This window comes from Nocardia vulneris, assembly GCF_001613425.1.
GTDB lineage: Bacteria > Actinomycetota > Actinomycetes > Mycobacteriales > Mycobacteriaceae > Nocardia > Nocardia vulneris.
In genome coordinates this window covers 200,483-220,622 of sequence record NZ_BDCI01000002.1, presented here as the reverse complement: position 1 = coordinate 220,622, position 20,140 = coordinate 200,483, and the positions used below count along the sequence as shown (strand labels likewise).

The window sequence follows — 20,140 nt, the reverse complement described above, 5'->3', positions numbered from 1 at the left end:
CAGTGACGCGAAACGCCCGTCGTTTGCGGAGGTGACCACAATGCGCAGTGACTCATACACCGAGTCTCGCGGTGCTACCGAGGATTATGTCTCGCCCTTTTCCGGGCTCTCGCCCTTCGGCGAGGCGGTGGACGAGGCGGCCGAGCAGCCGACGGCCGCCTCGGACGAGTCGCCGTTCGAAAGCTACTCGTTCACCGAATCACCCTTCGGGGAGCACGGTTACTCGGCGGCGGACGAGCAGTCGCAACTCGCCACCGAGTTCCTGGAGGCAATGCACGACGAAGAATTCACCGAGGCGCTCGAGCAACTGCTCGACGAAGGAGCCGCGCGGGCGCTCTCCGATGCCCAGCAGTGGTCGGTGCCGCCGTCGGCGTCCGAGTGCCGGGAGTCGTTGCAGGAGTGGCTCGCACCGCTGATCAGCGAATGGGAACGCACCATCGACCACTTCGCGAGCGGGCTGGAGAACGCCGATCTGCACGGGCTGGCCGAGCAGGAGCTCGACGAACTGCTCGACTCGCTGGAAACCCCCGCCGCGCTCGGTTCCGAGGTGTTCGAGAACTTCCTCAGCAAGATCACCCGCAAGGTGAAGTCGGTCATCAAGCAGAAGATCCGGCAGGCGGTCGGGTTCGTCCGCAACCCGGTCAAGGGCGTACTGAACGTCGCCAAGAGCGGGCTGAAGACGCTCAAGAGCGGGTTGCAGGCGGTCGGCAAGCACGTGCTCGGGCCGATCCTGCAGCGGCTCAAGAAGATCGGGCTCTCGCTGCTCAACGGCGTCGTCGCGAAACTGCTGAACCCGCTGACCCGGATCCTGCCCGCCGAGATCCGGCCGCTGGTGCCGATTCTGGCCAAGCGGCTGGGAATCGGCGAGGCCGCCGACGAGACCTCGGACGAAACCGACGAGGCTGCCGACGAATTCGGCACCGCAGCGCTGCTGGCGCAGGATTTCGACCACCAGCTCTTCGCGATGTTCACCGCCGAGGAGCACGACGAGGCCGACGCGCAGGAGTACGACGAGGCCGATGCCGAAGAGCCCGAGGCGAATACGGTCGCCGAACTGGACGACGCCCGCGCCCGGCTCGCCGCCCAGCTGAGCGCCTACACGGGCGAGGACCCGCCGATCGCCGAGATCGAGCAGTTCGTCCCGGCGGTGCTGGCGATCCGGCCGCTGCTCAAACTCGGGCTGAAAGTGACCGGGGCGCGGGCGAAGCTGATCAATCTGATCGCGCAGCCGCTGGCGAAGCTGATCAAGGGGATGGTCGGTCCCGACGCCGCGCGGACCATCGGCAAGATCGCGGGGCAGGACCCGTCGGTCCTGATCGCACGGGCGGTGGTCGGGGTCGGTTTCACCGCGCTCGGCCTGGAAGCCACCGGCCAGGAAGAAGATACGATCCCCGGCGAGGCGCTCGCCTCGGCGGTCGAGGCGACGGTGACGCGAGTGCTCGAGGAGTTGCCCGAGGCAGCGTTCACCGATCCGCTCCAGGTCAGTGCGGCGGTACAGCGCGCCTTCGCCGAGTCGGCCGCCGCGTACCTGCCCGATCGGCTGCTGCGCGCGGACCTGCCCGAGCGGGAAACCGCGGAGGAGGGCGGCTTCTGGGTGATGCTGCCCCGTTCGACCGGGCCGCGCTACCGATTCCGCAAGTACACCAGGGTTTTCGCGGTGCCGATCCCGCGACAGGTGGCGCGGGCGGTGCGCTGGAACGACGGCGGCACGCTGGAGTCCTATCTGCTCGACCGCGGCGTCGATCGGTGGCCGGTGCAGGCCGAGATCGACCTGTACGAGACCATGCCCGGCACCATGCTGGGGCATCTCACCCGAGATGAAACCCTGCCCGCGGCAGAGCAACCCGCCGCGGAGGACTATCAGCCGCTCACCGCCGAGGCGGCGGGACTGCTGCTGCGCGAACCCGCGCTCGGTCGCCGCCGCCGGGTCGGGAGTGCGCCCGGCGCCTACCGGCCCGTGCCCGGCCAACGGTACTACCGCGTGCGCGTCGCGAAACTGCCCGCGCGCAAGGGTCGCCGGCCGCGCAGGCTCACCACGGTGCGCTGGGATCCGGCCACGAAGCGGATGCGCATCGTGATCAAGCTGTCCGAGCGGCGGGCCCGGGCGATGCAGGCCCGCCTGCAACGCGCCGCGCCCGCCGGACAGCGCGATCTGCCCGCCGTGCTGTCGGCGTTGCGCGAGATCTTCCTGCCGCGCCTGCAGTATCGGATCGCGCGGCGCTTGCTGAAAGCCGAGCTGTCGACCGACCCGGTCGCGGCGGCGAAACTGGCCGGCGATCTGACCGCCGCGACCAGTACCGGTATCGCCACCTATCTCGCGCAGCGGGGTGCCCAGTTCGCCGCCGCCGTCGCCGATCCGGCGGACGGGGTGACGCTCACGGTGACTTTCACCGGCGTACCGGCGGATTCGGGCCAAGTGCCCGTCGCCGAGGTCGTCGCGACGCCGGGAACGAAGTGATGGACGCCCGATTCGCCACCGAGACCGCCGCGTTGGCCGCCGAGGCGCGGCACTGGCGGCGTGCGTGCGCGGCGCTGGGCGACCTCGAGGTCAGCGCGTCACCGGTGGCATGGCGCGAGCTGGAGTCCTATCTCGGGCTCAGCGTCCGCGCGAGCCTCACCGGCCAGGCGCGCAGACTCACCGCGCAGGCGGACCGCACGCTGTTCACGATCAAAGGTGCGACGACACCGGCGGACCTGAAAACCGCACGCGCGGAACTGCTCAGGGTGCGCCGCCGGTACAGTCGCGCGGAAGCCGTGGTCGACTTCTACTGCGACGCGGTGAACACCAGGACGAATCCGCGCACCGCGGCCGTGCTGCGCGGGCTGGACGCCCTGGCCGTGCACAGCATGGATCAGGTACTGCGGCCGCTCGGCATCGACACACCGCCGGTGCTCACCTATCTCGACAAGGGCATGGGCGCGTCGATCCTGCGCTCCGGCGCCCGGCTCTGGGACGCCTCCCTGTCACCGGCGGCCGCGATCAAGATCACTCGGCACAATCTGTGGCAGCCGACCTCGCTGGTGCACGAGACCGGCCACCAGGTGGCCCATTTGACCAGTTGGACAAAGGAATTGGCGGCGGCCCTGCATGCCGCGCTGGCGCCGCACAGCGCGCCGGCGGCCGCCGCTTGGCGCAGTTGGGCTTCCGAGGTGGCGGCCGACGTCTACGCCTTCAGCTTGCTGGGATACGCGCCGGTGCCGGCTTTGGCGACGGTCGTGGACGGACCGTCGAGCCAGGTGTACCGGATGCCGTTCGGTGACCCGCATCCGGTCTCGGCGCTGCGGGTGCAGTTCAACGCGGCGTTGTGCCGGAGCTGGTTCGGCGCCGGCCCGTGGGACGCGCTGGCCGCGCGCTGGCAGGCCAGACATCCACTCGCGCAGGCTTCTTCGGAGGTCGGCGCGATCGTGGCGGCCAGCATGCCGCTGCTGCCCACGATCGCCGAGGTGTGCACGCGCAGGCCGATGCGAGCCTTCCATGGCGTGCCGCTCTCGGCACTGGCCGACCCGCGGCGGGTATCGCCCGCCGAACTGAACCGACTGGCCGACCGCGCGGGTGCCTCGCTGTACACCTCGACCTACCTGCAGCGGGTCGAGCCGATGCGAATTCTGGCGCTGACCGTGCTGCGCGGTCTCGAATCGTCCACCGCGCCATCGGAAATGGAGACATGGCTGCGCCGGATGGGTGGCGGCGACCGCGTCGCCGCCTGAACGTAGGAGATAGGAGACCGACATGGACAACGAGCCAGGCAAGGCGGCGGTGGACATGGATCAGCTGATCCAGTTGTTCACCGGCGTGCTTCAGCAGTATCGGCAGCAGGAGAGCGCGGCGCCGAGCACGCTCGCGAACGGCAACGACTTCACGCTGTCGATCTTCTCGGAGCTGCAATACGGGTTGCAGTCACGCAACCTCTCGGCGAAGGGACCGATCGCCCAGCGATTGCCCGCCCGGGTCGACGTCGAGCACAAACTGCTCGAATTCCAGAAGGGCCTGCCGAACTACGCGGAGCGGATCGCCGTGATCCACCGCGGTGCTCGCGGCCCGGAAATCCTCTACGTCTACGACGAGATCCGCAGAGACGGCGGGAACGGGGACGGCTGCGGGTCGAAACCGACCTTCTCGATCACCTATCCCGCCGAGGCGGTCGCGGCGCAGATCCAGGACTGCGACGGGCAGGTCCGGGCCGTCACCTTCGTGACGTACGGGCCGGTCAGCTCCGGCTCCGGCGGCGGCGTCTCGCTCACGCACTCCGATTCGCCGCAGGCACTTTAAGGAAGGCAGCGCCATGTTCCGACAGTTGGCTACCAAGCTCCCCAAGCTCACCGACCCGCTGACACCCGCCGACGCGGTCTTCACCTTCCACCCGGAGCAGTTGAGCCGGTGGCTGGACGAGATCTGGGCGCAGGGCGGAATCACCGTCTGGCCCAAGGTCTTCACCGAGACCAAGGTGCCGCTCGGCGACCCGGCCGCGGTCAAGTTGACGCAGCTGCCGGACAACTTGATCAAGGAGTCGTTCAAGTCCGGCGTGCACGGGCCCACCACGGGGACACCGCCGTTCCCGCCGCCGCTCGGCTACAACCCGACCAACGATCCGCAGGTGGTGCCGCTGTGGGACCACATGTTCTACGCGTACCTGGTCGAAAGCACCGGCGCCGTAGAGATTTTCGCGGAGGTGGTGCGGCGCTACGTGGTCGGCGAGACGCTGCCCGCACCTTCGGTCGAAACCATGGCTTGGGTACGCGCCACCGAGGAATTGTTCTTCCGCGACCCGCCGCTGTTCCGGGTGGGCGGATTGACCAGCCAGCTGCGCCCCGATGCCCGGGTGAACCGGCGCAACGCCTACTGGCGCATGTTCGGACTCGATCTCCCGCATCCGGCGCCCGGCGCGGACAGCCAGGCCTGGAAGCGCGACGCGGGCGCCGCGAGCAACATCCGCTTCATCGAGATGTGGAACGAACTGCTGCGGCAGGTCTGGCTCGGCATCGAGAACGAACGCAACACCTCCGGCTCGAACCCCACCGACGCCAGCTACATCGGATACCTGTGCCAGACTCTGGCCGAGATGCTGCGGCTGCGCCGGCTCGGCGGGATGCTCTCGCGCGAAGAGTTCAGTTACGTCTGCCTGCTGAACTGGTTCCACCTCACGGTCGACTACGAGAGCGCGGTGGTCCGGGACCTCAGCGCCAACGCGGGTATCAGCGGCGGTAACCCGGCCGATCGGCTCGCGACGATCGGCAGGCGGGTCGGCGTGGCGCCCTCGCGGCAGGCGCGCGAACTCTTCGAACTCGCCACGCTGGTTTCCCCGCTGCTGTGGGCGATCGAGCTCGGGGTGTTCGACGAACAGTCGCAAGCCGAGCTGCTGTATCGCTCCACCGGCGTGCCGGGGCCCGGCCCCGCCCAGACGATGAACCGGATCATCGATCTGTGGCAGTCGGCGACCGGTGAGCGGGTCAAGGATCTGGCGGTCACCATGCGCCGCAGCACGAATCAGGTCCGATCGGCGCAACCGACGAAACTGCTGCCCGCCGGCGTGCTGTCCGGCACCACCGCACCCTCGGCACCGGCGGCGCCGGCGGCGGCCGCGACGAACGGACATCGACGAGTGGCCCCACGGCTCTGAGCCGTGGGGACGTCGAGTCGTTCGCCATCGCGCGATACCGATTGGAGCCTGATATGAGTACCGTTGCCGAATCATCGATCTTCGCTTCGCCCGAGGCGACGCCGGAGACCGGCGTGTGGCCCACGCGCGAAGACGTCTTCGCCGAGGACGTGGGTGATCTGGAATACGACGGCGAGACCGGCTGGCAGAACGAAGGTTCCGACACCGAGTTCGACGAAGCCGGGGATAACGAAGCCGGGGATACCGAGGCGGACTACGCCTACGGGACCGAGTACGACAGCGAGGACGCCGACCAGGAGGAAGCGCTCTTCGAAGTAGACAGCGAGGCAGCGACTTTCGAGGCCGCGGACTATACGGAAGCGGACCACGAGAACGCCGGTTACGCAGGCGGAGTCTACGAAGAGGGCGACTACGAGAACGACGACTACGAGGAAGCCGACTACGAGGAAGCCGACTACGAGGAAGCCGACAACGAGGACGCGGACTACGAAGACGCCGATTACGAAGACGCGGACTACGAAGACGCGGACTACGAAGACGCGGACTACGAAGACGCCCAGCCCGTCGCGGTGACACCCGGCCGGTTGCTCGTGCACCGGCATCCCCAGCTGCGTTCGCACGCGGGCACGCCACCGGATCTGCTGATCGAGTGGAACGGCATGGTCGAGCCTTCGGTGGTCGACGTGGTCGTGCATTTGCACGGCTACTCCGGTCACGGCGCGGCCATGCAGATCGTCAAGCACAAGAAACCGATCAGCGGACTGGATTTCACCGATCCGGCCAAGCCGGGAGCCGCCGGACGGACCGTCCCGACGTTGCTGATCCTGCCCCGCGGCCACCATCAGCCGAAGGGCAATCCGGCGCGCTACACGTTCCCGGCGCTCACGAAACCCGGTGCACTGCAGGCACTGATCGATGACGCGCTGGCCCGTTTCGGCGCGGCGACCGGCACGACCGTGCGGCGCAATCGGCTGATCCTGACCGCGCACTCCGGCGGTGGCGCTGCGCTGATGGCGATCCTGGGTCATACCGATCCGGACGAGGTGCACACCTTCGACGCGCTGTACAACGACCCGAAAGCGTTGCTCGACTGGGCGCGTAAGCGCATGGCGGCGGGCACCGGCGCGCTGCGGGTGCTGTACCGCCCCGGTGAGGGCACCGCGCGGGCCAGCGAGCGGGTCGCCGCGGCGCTCCGGGCGGCCGGTTCGCCGAACTTCCGGGTGGAGCGAACACGGGTGCCGCACAACGACATTCCCCGTCGATTCGGCTGGCAGCTGCTCGCCGACGCGTCGGCGAACCTGCGCGGCGGGGTCGTCAGCCGGGAAGTGGCCGAGAAGAGCGCCGACGAGCTGTGGACGCCGCAGGCGGGCGACGGCGAATACTGGGGCGAGACCGGTTGGGAGTCCGAGGATTACGCGGGGGAGTCGATCGCGCAGGAGTGCGGGTGCCGGTGCACAGCGCGCGAATCGTCGGAGGGCGAGGTGCCGCCCGCGCGCCCGCGCCGGATGCTCGGCACCTGCAAGCCGGTGCAGGACGATCTGAAGCCGGAGGCGCCTTGGAGCGTGCTGCAGCAGCGATTCCGCAAGCGCTGCAGCCTGACCAGTCATCGCCTCGACGCCAAGGCGGCGATCGATTGTGCGTGCGCGTTCGGCGATCCGCGCGATGTGGCGATCTTCTCGATGGCCCGCGTGATCGCGGCAGGCCCGCTGGCGGCCCGGCTGTTCGCGCATTTCCTCGGGGCCAGCGGTACCGAGGTCACCATCGACGTGGCGGACATGATCAAGCGGTCGGCCGGCGTGCGGGACAAGATCCGCAAGTCGATCGCGCGCGGCGGCGATATCGGAGTCACCCGGATCGAGCAGAGCGAATACCGCAACAGCGACCTGCAATTCGCTTACGGGGCGATCGACTGCGTGCAGTGGCGGGTGCTGCCGCCGGCGTCCAAGGACTGGCGGAAAAAGCCCGCCACTCGGATCGAGATCTCGATGCTGGACTACTACGAATTCCATCCCGCCCGTCCCGGCGTCAGCCAGTGCGCGCACGCCGCGTGCGTCGAGCTCGTCGCGCGGGGGCAGGCGAAGAATTTCTGGACCAGCGGCAGCACCGTCGTCACCCTCGCCGACCTCGGGGTGCGCACCGCGACGCCCGCGCGGCCGCCGCGGGAGCGCCGCCCCCTCCACCAGAGCACCTACTGAGACGTGGGGAGGCAAGTGATGAGCGTCGTCGCCGAGTGGCCTGTCCCCAGCGCCGCCGAAGAATCCGGGGCCGTCGAGCAGCACGAGTTCGACGAGAGCATCGCGGGTGCCGAGGCGGGCTTCGAAGCCGAAAGCTTCCCGTCGGGGCTGGTGCTCACCGCCCGGCCCGGTCCATCGGCCGCCGGGCAAGAGCACTGGGATCCGAACAGTACCGGTCTGCCGCTCTACGACACCGGCCCGCAGGTTCGCACGAAGAAGCTGGCGCCGAACTTCACCGTCGGTGAACTCGTCAGCAGCGGGGGACGGCCCGCGGACCGCGCCCGCATCTCACCGGCTCTGGTCCGCTGTCTGCAGGCGATCCGCGATCGGGTGGGAAAACCGGTGCAGATCACCTCGGGCTACCGGTCCTGGGCGAGCAATGTCGCCGTCTACCGGGCGCGCGGGCAAAAGCCCACGCTCAGTAGGCATTGCAGCGGACAAGCCGCCGATATAGCCATCGCCGGTCTCACCGGGTTGCAGATCGCGGAACTGGCGATCGACGCCTGCGGCAACGATATCGCGCTCGGCGTCGGCGGCAATTTCGCGCACATCGACGTGCGCGGACGACCCGACACCTGGACGTATCTGACCGGTGCGGCCAACGCGGCCGCACTCGCCCATGTGCGGCAGTATCGCCTGAACCGATCGACGCCGAAGCCGGGACCTACGCCCACGCCCACTCCGACCCGGACGCCCGATCGTGCGGCGGGCATCGTACGGCGCGGTTCGTTCACCAAGTGTGCGACGGGGGAGCAGCCCGGTGCCCGCGCCATGGCGAATCAGTGGAAGCGACTGACCGGCCGTCAGGCGGGCACCTTCAACTGCCGGGCAACCACTTTCGGCACCCCGTCGCTGCACGGGGAAGGGCGTTCGATCGACCTCTACGCGAACGCGGCCGACCCGGCGCATCGGGCTCAGGTCGACGCCTACCTTGCCTGGCTGCAATCCAACGCGGTGGAATTGCAAGTGGCGTACATCATTTGGAATCGACGGCAGTGGGGCTGGCAGTACCGGGCGCAGGGTTGGCGGGCGTACGGCGGCAGCAACCCGCACACCGACCACATTCACGTCGACCTGAGCTGGGAGGGTGCGCGATCGCCGAGTCCGCTGTTCGCCGGACCTGTTCCCGGCTTGGGCGGCGGTAACGCACCCGCGCCGACGCCGAAACCCGGGCCGCGCCCCAGCGGCCGGGTGCCCGCGCACGTCGTCGATTTCGTGCGCAAGTACCGTCCGCACGCACAGGCGAACGAAACCCGCAGCCGCATCCCGTGGTTGGTCACCCTCGGCCAGGCCGCGCTCGAAACCGGTTGGGGCGCGAAAGCTTGCGGCAACAACTTCTTCGGCATCAAGGCGGGCGCGAAAGTGCCCGAGGCGCAACGTAAGCTGTGCACGACCACGGAAGTGCACAGCACGCCGAACGTACGCGGCTACCCCGAGATCATTTCGGTGACACCACGGCCCGACGGCCGGTACAACTACGTCGTGCGCGCGTGGTTCCGGGCCTACGCCGCTCCGGCGGAGTCGTTCGACGGCCACGCACAGGTGCTGTTGCAGCCCCGGTACGCGAAAGCGTTCGCGCACACCGCCGATCCCTACGCGTTCGCCCGCGCAGTGGCGGCCGCGGGCTACGCCACCGAACCGAGCTATGCTGCGACCTTGACAGGTGTGATGAAGTTGATCGAAACCGTGCCGTAGGGGTGGCCGATGACCAAGGCGCACGAGTACGCGCTGGACGTGACCTGGACCGGTAATACCGGCTCCGGCACCAGCGGGTACCGGGATTTCGAGCGATCGCATCTCGTCAGCGCCGCGGGCAAACCGCCGATCGTCGGGACCGCGGATCCGGCGTTCCGTGGCGCGCCCGAACACTGGAATCCGGAAGAGTTGCTGGTGGCCTCGCTGTCGCAGTGCCACATGCTCTGGTATCTGGTGCTGTGCGCCCGTGCCGGAATCGTGGTCACCGAATACACCGATCATCCGTCGGGCACCATGGTCGAAGACCCTGAGGGCGGTGGCCGCTTCTCGGAGGTGGTCCTGCGCCCGCAGGCGCGGATCACCGATGCGCAGCACCACGAGCGCGCGCTGGCGCTGCACGAGCGCGCCCACGACCTCTGCTTCATCGCCAATTCCGTCAACTTCGACATTCGCTGCGAACCGCAGGTCTCCAGCGCCTAGACCCTGCCGGTCCACGACTCCTCCCGGCCTGGTGCTCGACGCGTCGGCCCGGTGTTTGCCGACCCCGTATCGCGGTAGTCGGCGGGTACATGGCGTGGTGCGACGAGAGGAGTGGCCATGGGATTTCCTGAACAGCAGCAGCCGGTTCCCGGCGTGCAGGCGCGGATGGATCCGGTGCCGGACTGCGGGGAGGACAGCTACCGGGGGTCGGGCAAGCTGACCGGTAAGGCGGCGGTGGTCACCGGCGCCGACAGCGGCATCGGGCGCGCGGTCGCGATCGCTTTCGCGCGCGAGGGCGCGGACGTGCTGCTCTCCTATTTGAGCGAGGACGACGACGCCAAGGAAGTGGCCGACCTGGTCGAGCAGGCCGGGCGCAAGGCGGTGCTGGTGCCCGGCGATCTCGCCGAGCCGGGGCAGTGCCTGACCGTCATCGATCGGACCGTGCAGGAGTTCGGGAAGATCGACGTCCTGGTGAGCAATGCGGCCTACCAGATGACGCACGAGACGCTGGAGGAGATCAGCGACGAGGAGTTCGATCACACCTTCCAGGTGAACGTCAGTGCGTACTTCCGCTTGGTCAAAGCCGCGCTGCCGCATCTGCAGCCGGGCGCGTCGATCATCGGCAGTTCGTCGGTCAACTCCGATATGCCCTCACCGACCCTCGCGCCCTATGCGGCGACGAAGGCGGCGATCGCGAACTTCTCCGCGAGCCTGGCCCAACTGCTCGGCGAGCGCGGGATCCGGGTGAACAGCGTTGCGCCGGGGCCGATCTGGACCCCGCTGATCCCGTCCACGATGCCGCCGAAGAAGGTGGCGAATTTCGGCGACGACGTGCCGCTCGGGCGCGCGGGCCAACCTGCCGAACTCGCCCCGGCCTACGTGCTGCTGGCCTCCGACGACGGCAGCTACATCTCTGGCGCGCGGATCGCCGTGACCGGCGGCAGGCCGATCCTTTGACCGCGGTGGATTGAGTCGAGCGACTCCGGGTAAGCGCCGAAGGTCAGCCGCAGTCGCAGCTCGAAAGGTGAATAACTGTGTCAGAACATGGAAGTGGCCCCCGCGAGGGCGTCGAAGGTGTTGTCGAAGACGTGAAAGGCAAGGCCAAGGAGGCCGCCGGTGTCGTCACCGGTGACGAGAACCTCAAAGGTGAGGGCAAGGCGCAGCAGGACAAGGCCGAATCCGAGCGCGAGGCAGCGCAGAAGGAAGCCGCGGCGGAGAAGGCGCGCGCGGAGGCCGATGTGAACGAGGCGCGCCAAGCCGGACATCAGCACAACTAGTCGTCGCGTCGCGTTGCCGGTCAGCGAATCGCGCTGATCGGCAACGCTGTTCGTGCGTCAGGACCAGCTGGTCAGGCGGAAGGCGTCGACGAGGTGGCGCAAGCCGGGCTGTGCGGCTCGACGTTGCCGGGCAGCGCCGGTGCCGTGGCGTTCCACGTTGCGCAACAGTCGCTTTGCCAGGGCGGTGTCGTCGGTGGCGGTGAGCGCGTCGGCGATCCAGGTGACGAGGGAACGTAGCAGCAATATCGCGGGCACCCGGATCTCCTCGATCGGATCGACGGCGGGGCCGGCCAAGCCGTAGCGCGCGGCGGCCCAAATTGCCGCTGCGCCAACCTGATCGTCGATACGCGGGCCTTCGACACCCTCGTCCAGCTTGTTCAGGGCCGTCTGCACCAAACCGCGGGTGAGCACCGCCTGCAAGATTGCGTCGTCGACGGTGGCGGCGGTGTCGGCGGCGCGCACCTCCACGGTGGGGTACACCTTCGACGGCCGCGCCAGCCAGAACGACATGTGATCGTCGACGAGCGTGCCGCACTCGAGGAGAGTGGCGATCCGCGCGTCGTAGTCGTCGGCCGAACGCGCGTACGGCGGCAGGCCGGCGCCGGGGAAGCGCGTCTGCTCGGCGATCCGCCAGGAGCCGTAGCCGGAGTCGCGGCCGTGGTGGAACGGTGAATTCACCCCGACCGCAAGCAATGTCGGCAACCACGGCCGCAGATGGTTCACGACGGCCACGGCGCGATCCGGATCGGCGACCCCGATGTGCACGTGCGCACCGCACGCGGTGTACTCGCGCAGCATGCCGCGATACCGGTCGTGGATCCGGGCATAGCGGCCCGAGTCCGGCAGGGGAGTGTCGTCGGCGATCGGATGCGGTGCGGTGCCGACCGGCAGTACCGACACGGCGCACGCGTCTCCCGCGGCGGCGAGCGTGGCTCTGGCGCTGCGCAATTCGCTCGCCAGCGCGGTCATGCTGGTGTGGATGCCGCTGATCGTCTCGATCTGCGTCAGCTGCAGTTCCGGCTTGAAGCGGGCGCTGTCGGCCGCCTCGAGTTTGTCCGTCAGCCAGCCGCAGACCGCGTCGAATTCGGGTACCGGACGGCCTTCCGCGTCGACCAGCAGAAATTCCTCTTCGAAACCTATGGTGAGTGCCTGCATTCGATCGAACTCCTCGCCGATCCGGACAGGTGCACGCCGTCCGGCGAGACCACCTCCGGTGACCGCTGTTGGCCGTGCTTTACCCGGACCGGCGCAAAAGATGCGCGAATCGGCGAAACCTGTTGTGCGACACCTTACGGAGTGCTGCGAGTATGCCGCCACCCGCCGCCGTTCCCCACTCGCCGACTGGGGTTTCACCGCGTCGGCGCACCGGCCTAATCTCCGCACAGAAGAACGACATGGCTCGCGGTGGCCGTGGTCGCCGCCCAAGACTAGGAAAGTCCATGAGCAGTTTTCGCAATATTCTTGCGTCTATCACCGTGGCGGCGGTCGGTGGATTCTCGACGCTATTCTTCAGTCCGGTGACGGCGCACGCCGCCGATGATTCCCCCTACTATTGGGATGTGCCGGTGCCGTCGCGGGCACAGGTGGAGATCATCGAGAACGCGGGGATCGAAATGGTTCCCGCCGGACCGGGCAAGGTGACCATCGCGGTCGACGAGGCCGGTGCCCAGGCGCTGCGCGCGAAGGGGCTGACCCTGACCAAGAAGGCGCCGGTCTACAAAGCGGACCCTACGGAGCGGCGGACGCCTGATGCCACCTACTACGGTGGCTATCACACCGCGGCCGATCTGCTTCGGCACGCGAGCGATACCGCCGCCAAATATCCCGGCATCGCGCAGGTGCACAATATCGGCAAATCGTGGCTGGCCGACCGGGGCCGGGGCGGGCACACGATGAACGTGATCTGCCTGACCGGCACGTCCGCGGGGACCGATGCGGAGAAAGCCGCCGCGAAAACCACGATGAAACCCGTCGGCTGCGATCTGGCGCCCACCACGCGCAAGCCGCGTTTTCTGCTGACCGCGCAGATCCACGCCCGCGAACTGGCCACCGGTGAATTGGCGTGGAAATGGATCGACTATCTCGCCACCGGCTACGGCACCGATCCCGCGGTGACCTCGATCCTGGACAACACCGAGGTCTGGGTGGTCCCGGTGACCAACCCGGACGGCGTCGACGTCACCGCCAGCGGCGGTAATCGGCCCAAGATGCAACGCAAGAATGTGAACAACAGCGCGACCCCGGCGTCGTGCTCTGTCGTCGACGGTTCCGGGCAAGGCCCCGGAGTGGATTTGAATCGCAATTTCACCGTCCGCTGGGGCGGGGATTCCCGCAACCCCTGCTCGCAGACCTATCAGGGTCCGCGCGCCGGCTCCGAACCGGAAACCCAAGCCATTCAGAAGCTCTACGCGAGCTTGTTCGCCAACCAGCGGCCCAGCGGCGGCGGTGACGTGCCGCAAACCGCGACCGGCATCGTGATCGATCTGCACGCCTACGGCAACTACGGGATCATCCCGAGCAATGCCACCAGCCGCAATGCCACCCAGCTGCGCGCATTGACCAAGAAGATCGTGCCCAGCGGATTCGTCGTCGGTACCTCCGAGGAAACCGTCGGCTACTCGACCACCGGCACGACCGACGACCAAGCCCACGGCGCATTGGGCTTGGCCGCCATCACCATCGAAATCGGCCCGAACAGCTCGGGGTCGTGCGGCGGCTTCATGCCGCGCTACTCCTGCGTGGAAAGCACCTTCTGGCCGCAGATGAAGAAGGCGTTCAGCACCGCCGCCCAACTGGCGAACGCGCCTTACCGGCAGGGCGGGCAGACGTCCTGATCGGCTCGTTGTCCCACCGGTCTGGTCGAAGGGTGACCAGGCCGGTGGGTCTTGTCGGTGTGGTCTCGAATAGTGCTGGGGGACAGCAGGGGTCTAGGGCGTGGGGGCTTGCGCCAGCTGGTGGGCGAACCATCGGGTGAGGGCGGTGTCCACTGCGCGGGCCTGGGGGGATTGGGGCGCGGGGGCGAGGCCGGGTTCGTCGGCCAGCGGGTGGGCGAGGCCGGGGATGGGCTGGAGTTCGGCGCGGGGGCCGATCGCGGCGACGAGACGGGCCGCGTCGGCGCGGAAGGCGGGGTGGTCGAGTTCGCCGCTGACGACGAGCAGGGGTGCGCGGTCGGCCAGGCGCGCGGCTTCGGTGACGAAATCCATACTGTCGGCGGCTTTTTCGGATTCGGTGTCGTAGGGATACGGGCCGGGGAACAGGTCGACCACCGAGCGCATGCGGATGGCGGCGTTCACGACCGCGGCGGCGAAGACCGGGATATCGGTCGTGGTGAGCACGTGCAACGCGACGGCGCCGCCGAGCGAACCGCCGAGCACGCCGATCGGGCCGTCGTCGACCGGCAACTGCTCGCGCAGCGCCGCGAGGGCGGCCGGGAATTCCGCGGTCGCCTGCTGGGCGAACGGGTAGAGGAACGACATCAGCGGGTCTTCGTTGAACAGGGCGACGATCGCGTCGGTGCTGCCGTCGACCATGCGCGCCCCGCACATCGGCATGCCGAGATGCACGCGCCAAGCGGGCAGGCCCGCCATCGGCAGCGCCGCGGCGAACGCGGCGTCGGTGCGGGGCGCGTCCAGCATGTGCCAGGTGACGATCATCGGTGCGACGGTGGCGTCCCCGGACGGCGGCAGAGCGGTGAACGGCACGCCCGCGGCCGTGCCGGTGATCGGTGAGGTCATGCGCCCACGCTAGATCGCTCGCGGTGGCGCGGGAATCCCTTGCGCTATAAGCGAAATCAGCGTGTCGCTGGCGCGGCCACCGGCTTGCGGGTCGCGCGGCCGCGCTGACTCGGCTTGCGTGCCGACCGGTCGCACGCCCCCCGTGCTCACAGAGGTGGAGCGCCGGGTTCCAGCAGGCGTTTGGGGTGCATGCCGTCGACCTGGCCGATGAAGGGCGGGTGGATGCTGTAGCCGAGCATGCGGCGGATGTCCTCGGAGACCGCGCGGACGGTGTCCCGGGTGGTCGAGAGGGTGAACGCTTCCTGCGGCCGCAGCCACGGTTCGCAGTATTGGGCGGTCAGGGCCAGGCGCGGCTGCGCCGAACGGTTGGCGCCGCCGCCGTGCCAGAGGGTGCCGAGAAAGAACACGCACGAGCCCGCGCGCATCACCACGGGTTCGCGCTCGGACTCCTCGGGCATGCGGTGCCCCCACCGGTGGCTGCCCGCGATGATGTCGGTGGCGCCGTTGTCGGCGGTGAAATCGTCGATCGCCCAGATCGTCGCGGCGCCGAGTGCGGCACGGGGGCGCGGCAGCGGATAGAAGCTGTCGTCGGTGTGCAGCATTTGGGCCTGCTCACCCGGCAGGATGTTGATCACCTGGAGCATCGACAGCAGATAGTTCGGCAAGAACAAGCGATCCAGCAGCGCGAGCACCCGCGGATGGTCGGCGATGCGGTCGCAGGCGCGCGTCTTGTTGAGCACGCTGTAGATCCGCTGGGTGGTATGGCCCTCGAACTTGTTGCGGCCGTGCCGATTCAGCAGCGGCGCGACCGCCGCACGGATCTCGTCGAGTTCCTGCGGGCTCAGGAGGTCGGGCAGGATGACGTAGCCGTCGCGGTCGAGGGCGGTCAGATCGGCCGCGCAGATTTCCGCCTCGATGCTCGCGCCGCTGCTCGCCGTGCGGCGGTACGTGCCGGCCAGGTCGCCGCCCAGGTCCGGCAGGGACGACACCTCGGCGCTCATGGCCGGGACTCGCGGACGGTCGGCACGACGCGCAGGATGGGTTGGTTTGGTTCCCGCATCGGAACTCCTCGAGATCAGAACATAACTGAGTTCGGTTATGATTCCGACTGTGGCACGTGCACCGATCGGTCGTCAACAACTTCTCGACGCCGCCCGCGACGAACTGGTCCGCGGCAACGGCGTGCTGGAGCTGGCCGCGCTCACCCGGCGTGCCGGGCTGAGCACCGGGGCGATGTATCACCATTTCGGCTCGAAGAGTGGGCTGCTGGCCGCGATCTACGAGACGTTCTACGAGGGCCTGCGGCACGCCATCGGTGACGCGCAGCTCCCCGCGGCCGACTGGTCGACCCGCGAGCACGAACGCACCCGCCGTTTCGTCGCCTACCACTTCGCCGATCCGCTGGCCGCCGTCCTGCTCGACCGCACCGCCCTGGACCCGCAGCTCACCGAGTTGGAGGCGGTCTACATCCAGACCATGAGCGCCAACGCCGCCGACAACATTCGCAGCGGCCAAGCGCGCGGCGAGATCCCCGCCGAGATCGACCCGGAGAGCGCGGGCGCCTTCGTCATCGGGGGACTGCGCCACGGCATCGGCCAGCAACTCCGGCTGACCCCGCCCCCGGACCCGGAGACAGCCGCCGATCGCCTATGGCGCTCGACGGCCGCCGTCCTCGGACTCGAGTGAATCGCAACGCAACTCGGTACGGAAAGGAACGCCGTGGGTTCGCCTGACCCCTCGTGCTCGCGGGAGCTTTCGGCGGAAGAAGCCGACCGGCTTTGGGCGGCGTGGACGCCGGCCGAGGTCGCGGCGCGACTGTCGGGTGTGGCGGCTCCGTGGTATGTGGCGGCCGGGTGGGCGCTCGACTTGTTCACCGGCGGTACTGCGCGGACGCACGGCGATCTCGAAATCGGGGTTCCGGCAGCGAGATTCGGCGAGATACTGGCCGCGCTGCCCGGGTTCGACTGGGATGTCGTCGGTGACGGCCGAGCCTGGCCGTATCCGGCGGAAGCGGAGAATCACTTTCAGACCTGGCTGCGCGAACCCGCGTCGGGTCGCTATCGACTCGATGTTTTTCGGGAAGCGCAGGCCGGGGATCACTGGGTCTGCCGCCGTGACCCGTCCATCGCAGTGCCGTACGCGGAATTGATTCTGCGCACCGACGACGGGATTCCCTACTCAATTCCCGAAGTCGCACTGCTGTTCAAAGCGAAAGCTCTGCGCGCAAAGGACGAGGCTGATTTCGATCGCGTGCTGCCCGCGATGAACACAACGCGGCGCGCACGACTGTTCGATTGGCTTTCCCGGGTGCATCCGGGGCACGCCTGGCTGGCGCGGCTCTGAATGCAGGCAGCGGGCTCATCTGCTCGCCGACGCTCCTACGATGGCGGCATGTCTGGTGCGCCGTTTCGGATCGGCGGAGCCGCGGTCGAGGTTGCGGTCCCGGCGCGGCCGCGGGTCGCGGGGGTCAGCATGGCCGGGTTTCGCGGGCGAGCGGCGAGAACGGTGGAACTGCCGGTGGTGCCGTATCCGGCGGTGACGATATTCCTCGACTTCGGGGACGTCCGGTTGATCGATGGCGCCGGCGAGTGCGTGCACGGTAGCAGTGTGGTCGGTTTGGCCCCCGGCAACGTGCGCGGGGGCGGACGCGAGGTCGACCTGTTGCAGATCCGATTGTCTCCGATTGTCGCGCAGGCGATTTCGGGTGCCGCGGCGGAGTCGGCCGGGGTGGTGGTCGCTTTCGAGGAGCTGTGGGGACGGGATACCGCACGGCTCGGCGCGCGACTGCGCGCCGCCCGCTCGTGGGACGAGCGGTTCGCGATCGCCGAGCTCGCGATCGCCCGGCGGCAGCAGGAAGGGGCTGCGGTGGACCCGGAGGTTGCGTACGCCTGGCGGCGAATCGTGCGGAGCCACGGGCGGATTCGGGTCGATCCGCTGGCCGGGGAGCTCGGTTGGAGCCGAAAACGACTGTGGTCCCGATTTCGGTCGCAGGTCGGGTTGACGCCGAAGCGGGCGGCGCAGCTGGTTCGGTTCGACCATGCGGCGCACCGCCTCGCGGGCGGGGTCGGCGCGGCGCGGGTATCGGCCGAATGCGGTTACGTCGACCAGTCGCATCTGCATCGGGACGCCAAAGCCTTTGCGGGGCTCACACCTACGGCCCTGGCTGCCGCGCCGTGGTTGGCGGTCGACCCCGTCGCGTGGGCCGCGCCCGGGTACGCCTGAGCGCGGCAGCAGGCGAACCGGCGTTTGAGGGTTTCGGGCGCGCCTCGCCAGTAAAGCGGCTGGAAGTGCCAACCGGCAGTTCAACGATACGGTGAAGTCTCATGGGTGCAGCCGAGGAGAACCTGACCATCGCACTGAGCATGGCCGAACTGCGCGAGGTCACGGCGTACGCCTCGGCCTGTGCCGCGCCGGTGGTGCCGATCTACGAGCGTGCGTGTCCGGGCGATCCACGGGTGCGCGCCGTACTAGCGCAGGCCCGCGAGTTCGCCGCCGGTGGCAAGCGGACGAAGGCGATTCGCGTGACCGCCATGGCGGCGCACCGCGCGGCGTGGGAAGCCGACGAGCGCGGGCGGCCGCTGGTCGCCGCCGCTGCCCATGCTGCCGGTGCTACGGGCTCGTCGGCCTACCTGCACCCCCTGGCCAAAGCCACCCAGGTCTGGCACATCCTCGGCGCGGCCGCCTACACCGCTCTGGCCCTCGAACTCGACGCGGGCGGTGATCGGGCAGTCGCCGCCGCTCACCTCGAAAAGGCGCGAAAACTGGCCAACTCCACCGTGATCGGTGTCCTGTCCCGATACCCGGCAGCGCCGGGAGGTCGTGGCAGGGCGGGCGAACTGCTGCGCCACCTCGATCGTTCGCTGCGACGCGGTGTGACTTCGGCGGCCGATCCCAGTCGTAGCTGAGTCGTGTCGGGCCAACGGGGTCGGCGGCCGATCAGTCGTCGCGCTCGGCGACCTGTCGCGGCCGGGGTCGGGGTCTCGTGGCTGGATTTGCAATCTTTGTGTCGTTGACGCCATACCGGACCGGTTGCACGATGGGTGCATGCCTGCTTCCACCCGACTCGTGCAACTGGCGGTCTTCGACCGGTTCCAGCTGCTCGACCTGGCCGGGCCTGCCGATGTCTTCAATGCGGCGGCGGTCCTGAGCGGGAAGCCGCTGTACGACGTCGAGGTGGTCGCGGCGCGGGCGGGCCGGGTGTCCGCCTCGAACGGGATCGAGGTGACGGCTCGGGCGATCGGCGACCTGTCCCGGCCGGTGGACACGTTGCTGGTGACCGGGGGAGTCGCGTTCGGTCCCGCACGCAAGGATCCAGCGCTGATCGACGGGATCCGGCAGGTGGCGCAGCGGGCCCGGCGCATCGGTTCGGTGTGTTCGGGCACGTTCCTGCTGGCCGAAGCCGGGCTGCTGCACGAGCGGACGGTGACCACGCACTGGGCGGGAAGTAGCCGCCTCACCGAGCGGTATCCCGATATCGACGTCGAGCCCGATCGGATCTACGTGCAGGACGGCCCGATCTGGACCTCGGCGGGCGTGACCGCGGGCATCGATCTCGCGATCGCGTTGCTCACCGCCGACCACGGACCGGACCTCGCCCGCGAGGTGTCGCGCTGGCTGGTGGTCTATCTGCACCGCCCTGGCGGCCAGAGTCAGTTCAGCGCGCCCGTCGCGGCCGGGCCGCCGCGCCTGGAACCGCTTCGCGCCCTTCAGGTCTGGATCGAGGAGAACCTCACCGCGGATCTGTCGCTGGAGGCGCTGGCCCAGCAGGCCGGTATGAGCACCCGCAACTTTTCCCGCGTGTTCGCCGCCGACTTGGGCACCACCCCGGCGCGCTACGTGGAGCGCGTGCGGGTCGCCGCCGCGCGAAGGCTACTGGAAACCACCGATTACCCGTTGGATCGCGTCGCCGTCGCGGTCGGATTGCGGCGCCCCGAAACGCTGTACCGCACCTTTCAACGGCTCCTCGGGGTGGCGCCCGGGGAGTACCGGGACCGCTTCGCGCGCCCCCGTTCCGCCGCCCTCGAGCGCACGGATTTCGAACTCTCCGACGCCTAGTGCCGCCTCCCGGCATCAGCACCATCGAAGACAAGGGAATATCACCA

General features: G+C 68.7%; 18 protein-coding genes. 15 read left to right on the top strand and 3 right to left on the bottom strand.

Annotated features, from left to right (window positions below):
• Positions 1-40: 40 nt before the first annotated feature.
• The 9 genes from NVU01S_RS02855 (at position 41) to mbp1 (ending at position 11,304) form a co-directional block, all read left to right on the top strand.
• On the top strand, positions 41-2,458 hold the full coding sequence (locus NVU01S_RS02855; protein ID WP_244467177.1) for a hypothetical protein: 2,418 nt from the start codon (positions 41-43) through the stop codon (positions 2,456-2,458).
• On the top strand, positions 2,458-3,708 hold the full coding sequence (locus tag NVU01S_RS02850; protein WP_043667560.1) for a hypothetical protein: 1,251 nt from the start codon (positions 2,458-2,460) through the stop codon (positions 3,706-3,708). Before NVU01S_RS02855 ends, NVU01S_RS02850 begins: the two co-directional genes overlap by 1 nt.
• Before the next feature lie 22 nt (positions 3,709-3,730).
• Positions 3,731-4,270, top strand: a complete 540-nt coding sequence (locus NVU01S_RS02845; protein WP_043667558.1) for a hypothetical protein — start codon at positions 3,731-3,733, stop codon at positions 4,268-4,270.
• Between the two features lie 25 nt (positions 4,271-4,295).
• Entirely contained in the window at positions 4,296-5,618 is a 1,323-nt protein-coding gene (locus tag NVU01S_RS02840) for a hypothetical protein (protein WP_202804861.1), read from the top strand.
• Between the two features lie 53 nt (positions 5,619-5,671).
• Complete coding sequence (locus NVU01S_RS02835) at positions 5,672-7,813, top strand: hypothetical protein (RefSeq protein WP_043667556.1); 2,142 nt, start codon at positions 5,672-5,674, stop codon at positions 7,811-7,813.
• A gap of 18 nt (positions 7,814-7,831) precedes the next feature.
• Positions 7,832-9,547: a glucosaminidase domain-containing protein gene (locus NVU01S_RS42240; RefSeq protein WP_082031948.1), complete on the top strand. Its 1,716-nt coding sequence runs from the start codon at positions 7,832-7,834 to the stop codon at positions 9,545-9,547.
• Positions 9,548-9,556: 9 nt separating this feature from the next.
• Positions 9,557-10,027 (top strand): OsmC family protein, encoded by a 471-nt coding sequence (locus NVU01S_RS02825; RefSeq protein ID WP_043667554.1) that lies wholly within the window; start codon positions 9,557-9,559, stop codon positions 10,025-10,027.
• 117 nt (positions 10,028-10,144) lie between these two features.
• A complete protein-coding gene (locus NVU01S_RS02820; RefSeq protein WP_043667717.1) occupies positions 10,145-10,984 on the top strand; it encodes an SDR family oxidoreductase in 840 nt (279 codons plus the stop codon).
• A 77-nt stretch (positions 10,985-11,061) separates the two neighbouring features.
• Complete coding sequence (mbp1, locus tag NVU01S_RS02815; protein ID WP_029901942.1) at positions 11,062-11,304, top strand: microaggregate-binding protein 1; 243 nt, start codon at positions 11,062-11,064, stop codon at positions 11,302-11,304.
• Positions 11,305-11,361: 57 nt separating this feature from the next.
• On the opposite strand, the gene NVU01S_RS02810 is transcribed toward mbp1, so the two are convergent.
• On the bottom strand, positions 11,362-12,459 hold the full coding sequence (locus tag NVU01S_RS02810; RefSeq protein WP_052280396.1) for a carboxylate-amine ligase: 1,098 nt from the start codon (positions 12,457-12,459) through the stop codon (positions 11,362-11,364).
• A gap of 362 nt (positions 12,460-12,821) precedes the next feature.
• On the opposite strand from NVU01S_RS02810, the gene NVU01S_RS02805 reads away from it, so the two are divergent.
• Entirely contained in the window at positions 12,822-14,138 is a 1,317-nt protein-coding gene (locus NVU01S_RS02805; protein ID WP_218023624.1) for a M14 family zinc carboxypeptidase, read from the top strand.
• A 93-nt stretch (positions 14,139-14,231) separates the two neighbouring features.
• Here the strand turns inward: NVU01S_RS02805 and NVU01S_RS02800 are convergent, their stop codons facing one another.
• A complete protein-coding gene (locus tag NVU01S_RS02800) occupies positions 14,232-15,038 on the bottom strand; it encodes an alpha/beta hydrolase family protein (protein ID WP_043667551.1) in 807 nt (268 codons plus the stop codon).
• A 146-nt stretch (positions 15,039-15,184) separates the two neighbouring features.
• A complete protein-coding gene (locus tag NVU01S_RS02795) occupies positions 15,185-16,039 on the bottom strand; it encodes a phytanoyl-CoA dioxygenase family protein (protein WP_043667550.1) in 855 nt (284 codons plus the stop codon).
• A gap of 109 nt (positions 16,040-16,148) precedes the next feature.
• Here NVU01S_RS02795 and NVU01S_RS02790 point away from each other — a divergent pair, with 109 nt between their 5' ends.
• From NVU01S_RS02790 to NVU01S_RS02770, 5 genes are all read left to right on the top strand, one after another.
• On the top strand, positions 16,149-16,724 hold the full coding sequence (locus NVU01S_RS02790; protein WP_043667712.1) for a TetR/AcrR family transcriptional regulator: 576 nt from the start codon (positions 16,149-16,151) through the stop codon (positions 16,722-16,724).
• A 33-nt stretch (positions 16,725-16,757) separates the two neighbouring features.
• Positions 16,758-17,381, top strand: a complete 624-nt coding sequence (locus NVU01S_RS02785; RefSeq protein WP_043667549.1) for a nucleotidyltransferase domain-containing protein — start codon at positions 16,758-16,760, stop codon at positions 17,379-17,381.
• Between the two features lie 48 nt (positions 17,382-17,429).
• The gene (locus tag NVU01S_RS02780) at positions 17,430-18,260 is read left to right on the top strand and encodes a helix-turn-helix domain-containing protein (protein WP_043667548.1); all 831 of its coding nucleotides are present in this window, start codon (positions 17,430-17,432) and stop codon (positions 18,258-18,260) included.
• Positions 18,261-18,361: 101 nt separating this feature from the next.
• The gene (locus NVU01S_RS02775; RefSeq protein WP_043667546.1) at positions 18,362-18,943 is read left to right on the top strand and encodes a putative immunity protein; all 582 of its coding nucleotides are present in this window, start codon (positions 18,362-18,364) and stop codon (positions 18,941-18,943) included.
• Between the two features lie 139 nt (positions 18,944-19,082).
• Complete coding sequence (locus NVU01S_RS02770) at positions 19,083-20,093, top strand: GlxA family transcriptional regulator (RefSeq protein WP_043667544.1); 1,011 nt, start codon at positions 19,083-19,085, stop codon at positions 20,091-20,093.
• Positions 20,094-20,140 lie beyond the last annotated feature (47 nt).

Coding starts and splice junctions, on each gene's coding strand:
- NVU01S_RS02855 (WP_244467177.1), top strand. CDS start 41: ATGCGCAGTGACTCATACACCGAGTCTCGCGGTGCTACCGAGGATTAT.
- NVU01S_RS02850 (WP_043667560.1), top strand. CDS start 2,458: ATGGACGCCCGATTCGCCACCGAGACCGCCGCGTTGGCCGCCGAGGCG.
- NVU01S_RS02845 (WP_043667558.1), top strand. CDS start 3,731: ATGGACAACGAGCCAGGCAAGGCGGCGGTGGACATGGATCAGCTGATC.
- NVU01S_RS02835 (WP_043667556.1), top strand. CDS start 5,672: ATGAGTACCGTTGCCGAATCATCGATCTTCGCTTCGCCCGAGGCGACG.
- NVU01S_RS42240 (WP_082031948.1), top strand. CDS start 7,832: ATGAGCGTCGTCGCCGAGTGGCCTGTCCCCAGCGCCGCCGAAGAATCC.
- NVU01S_RS02825 (WP_043667554.1), top strand. CDS start 9,557: ATGACCAAGGCGCACGAGTACGCGCTGGACGTGACCTGGACCGGTAAT.
- NVU01S_RS02820 (WP_043667717.1), top strand. CDS start 10,145: ATGGGATTTCCTGAACAGCAGCAGCCGGTTCCCGGCGTGCAGGCGCGG.
- NVU01S_RS02810 (WP_052280396.1), bottom strand. CDS start 12,459: ATGCAGGCACTCACCATAGGTTTCGAAGAGGAATTTCTGCTGGTCGAC.
- NVU01S_RS02800 (WP_043667551.1), bottom strand. CDS start 15,038: ATGACCTCACCGATCACCGGCACGGCCGCGGGCGTGCCGTTCACCGCT.
- NVU01S_RS02795 (WP_043667550.1), bottom strand. CDS start 16,039: ATGAGCGCCGAGGTGTCGTCCCTGCCGGACCTGGGCGGCGACCTGGCC.
- NVU01S_RS02780 (WP_043667548.1), top strand. CDS start 17,430: ATGTCTGGTGCGCCGTTTCGGATCGGCGGAGCCGCGGTCGAGGTTGCG.
- NVU01S_RS02775 (WP_043667546.1), top strand. CDS start 18,362: ATGGGTGCAGCCGAGGAGAACCTGACCATCGCACTGAGCATGGCCGAA.
- NVU01S_RS02770 (WP_043667544.1), top strand. CDS start 19,083: ATGCCTGCTTCCACCCGACTCGTGCAACTGGCGGTCTTCGACCGGTTC.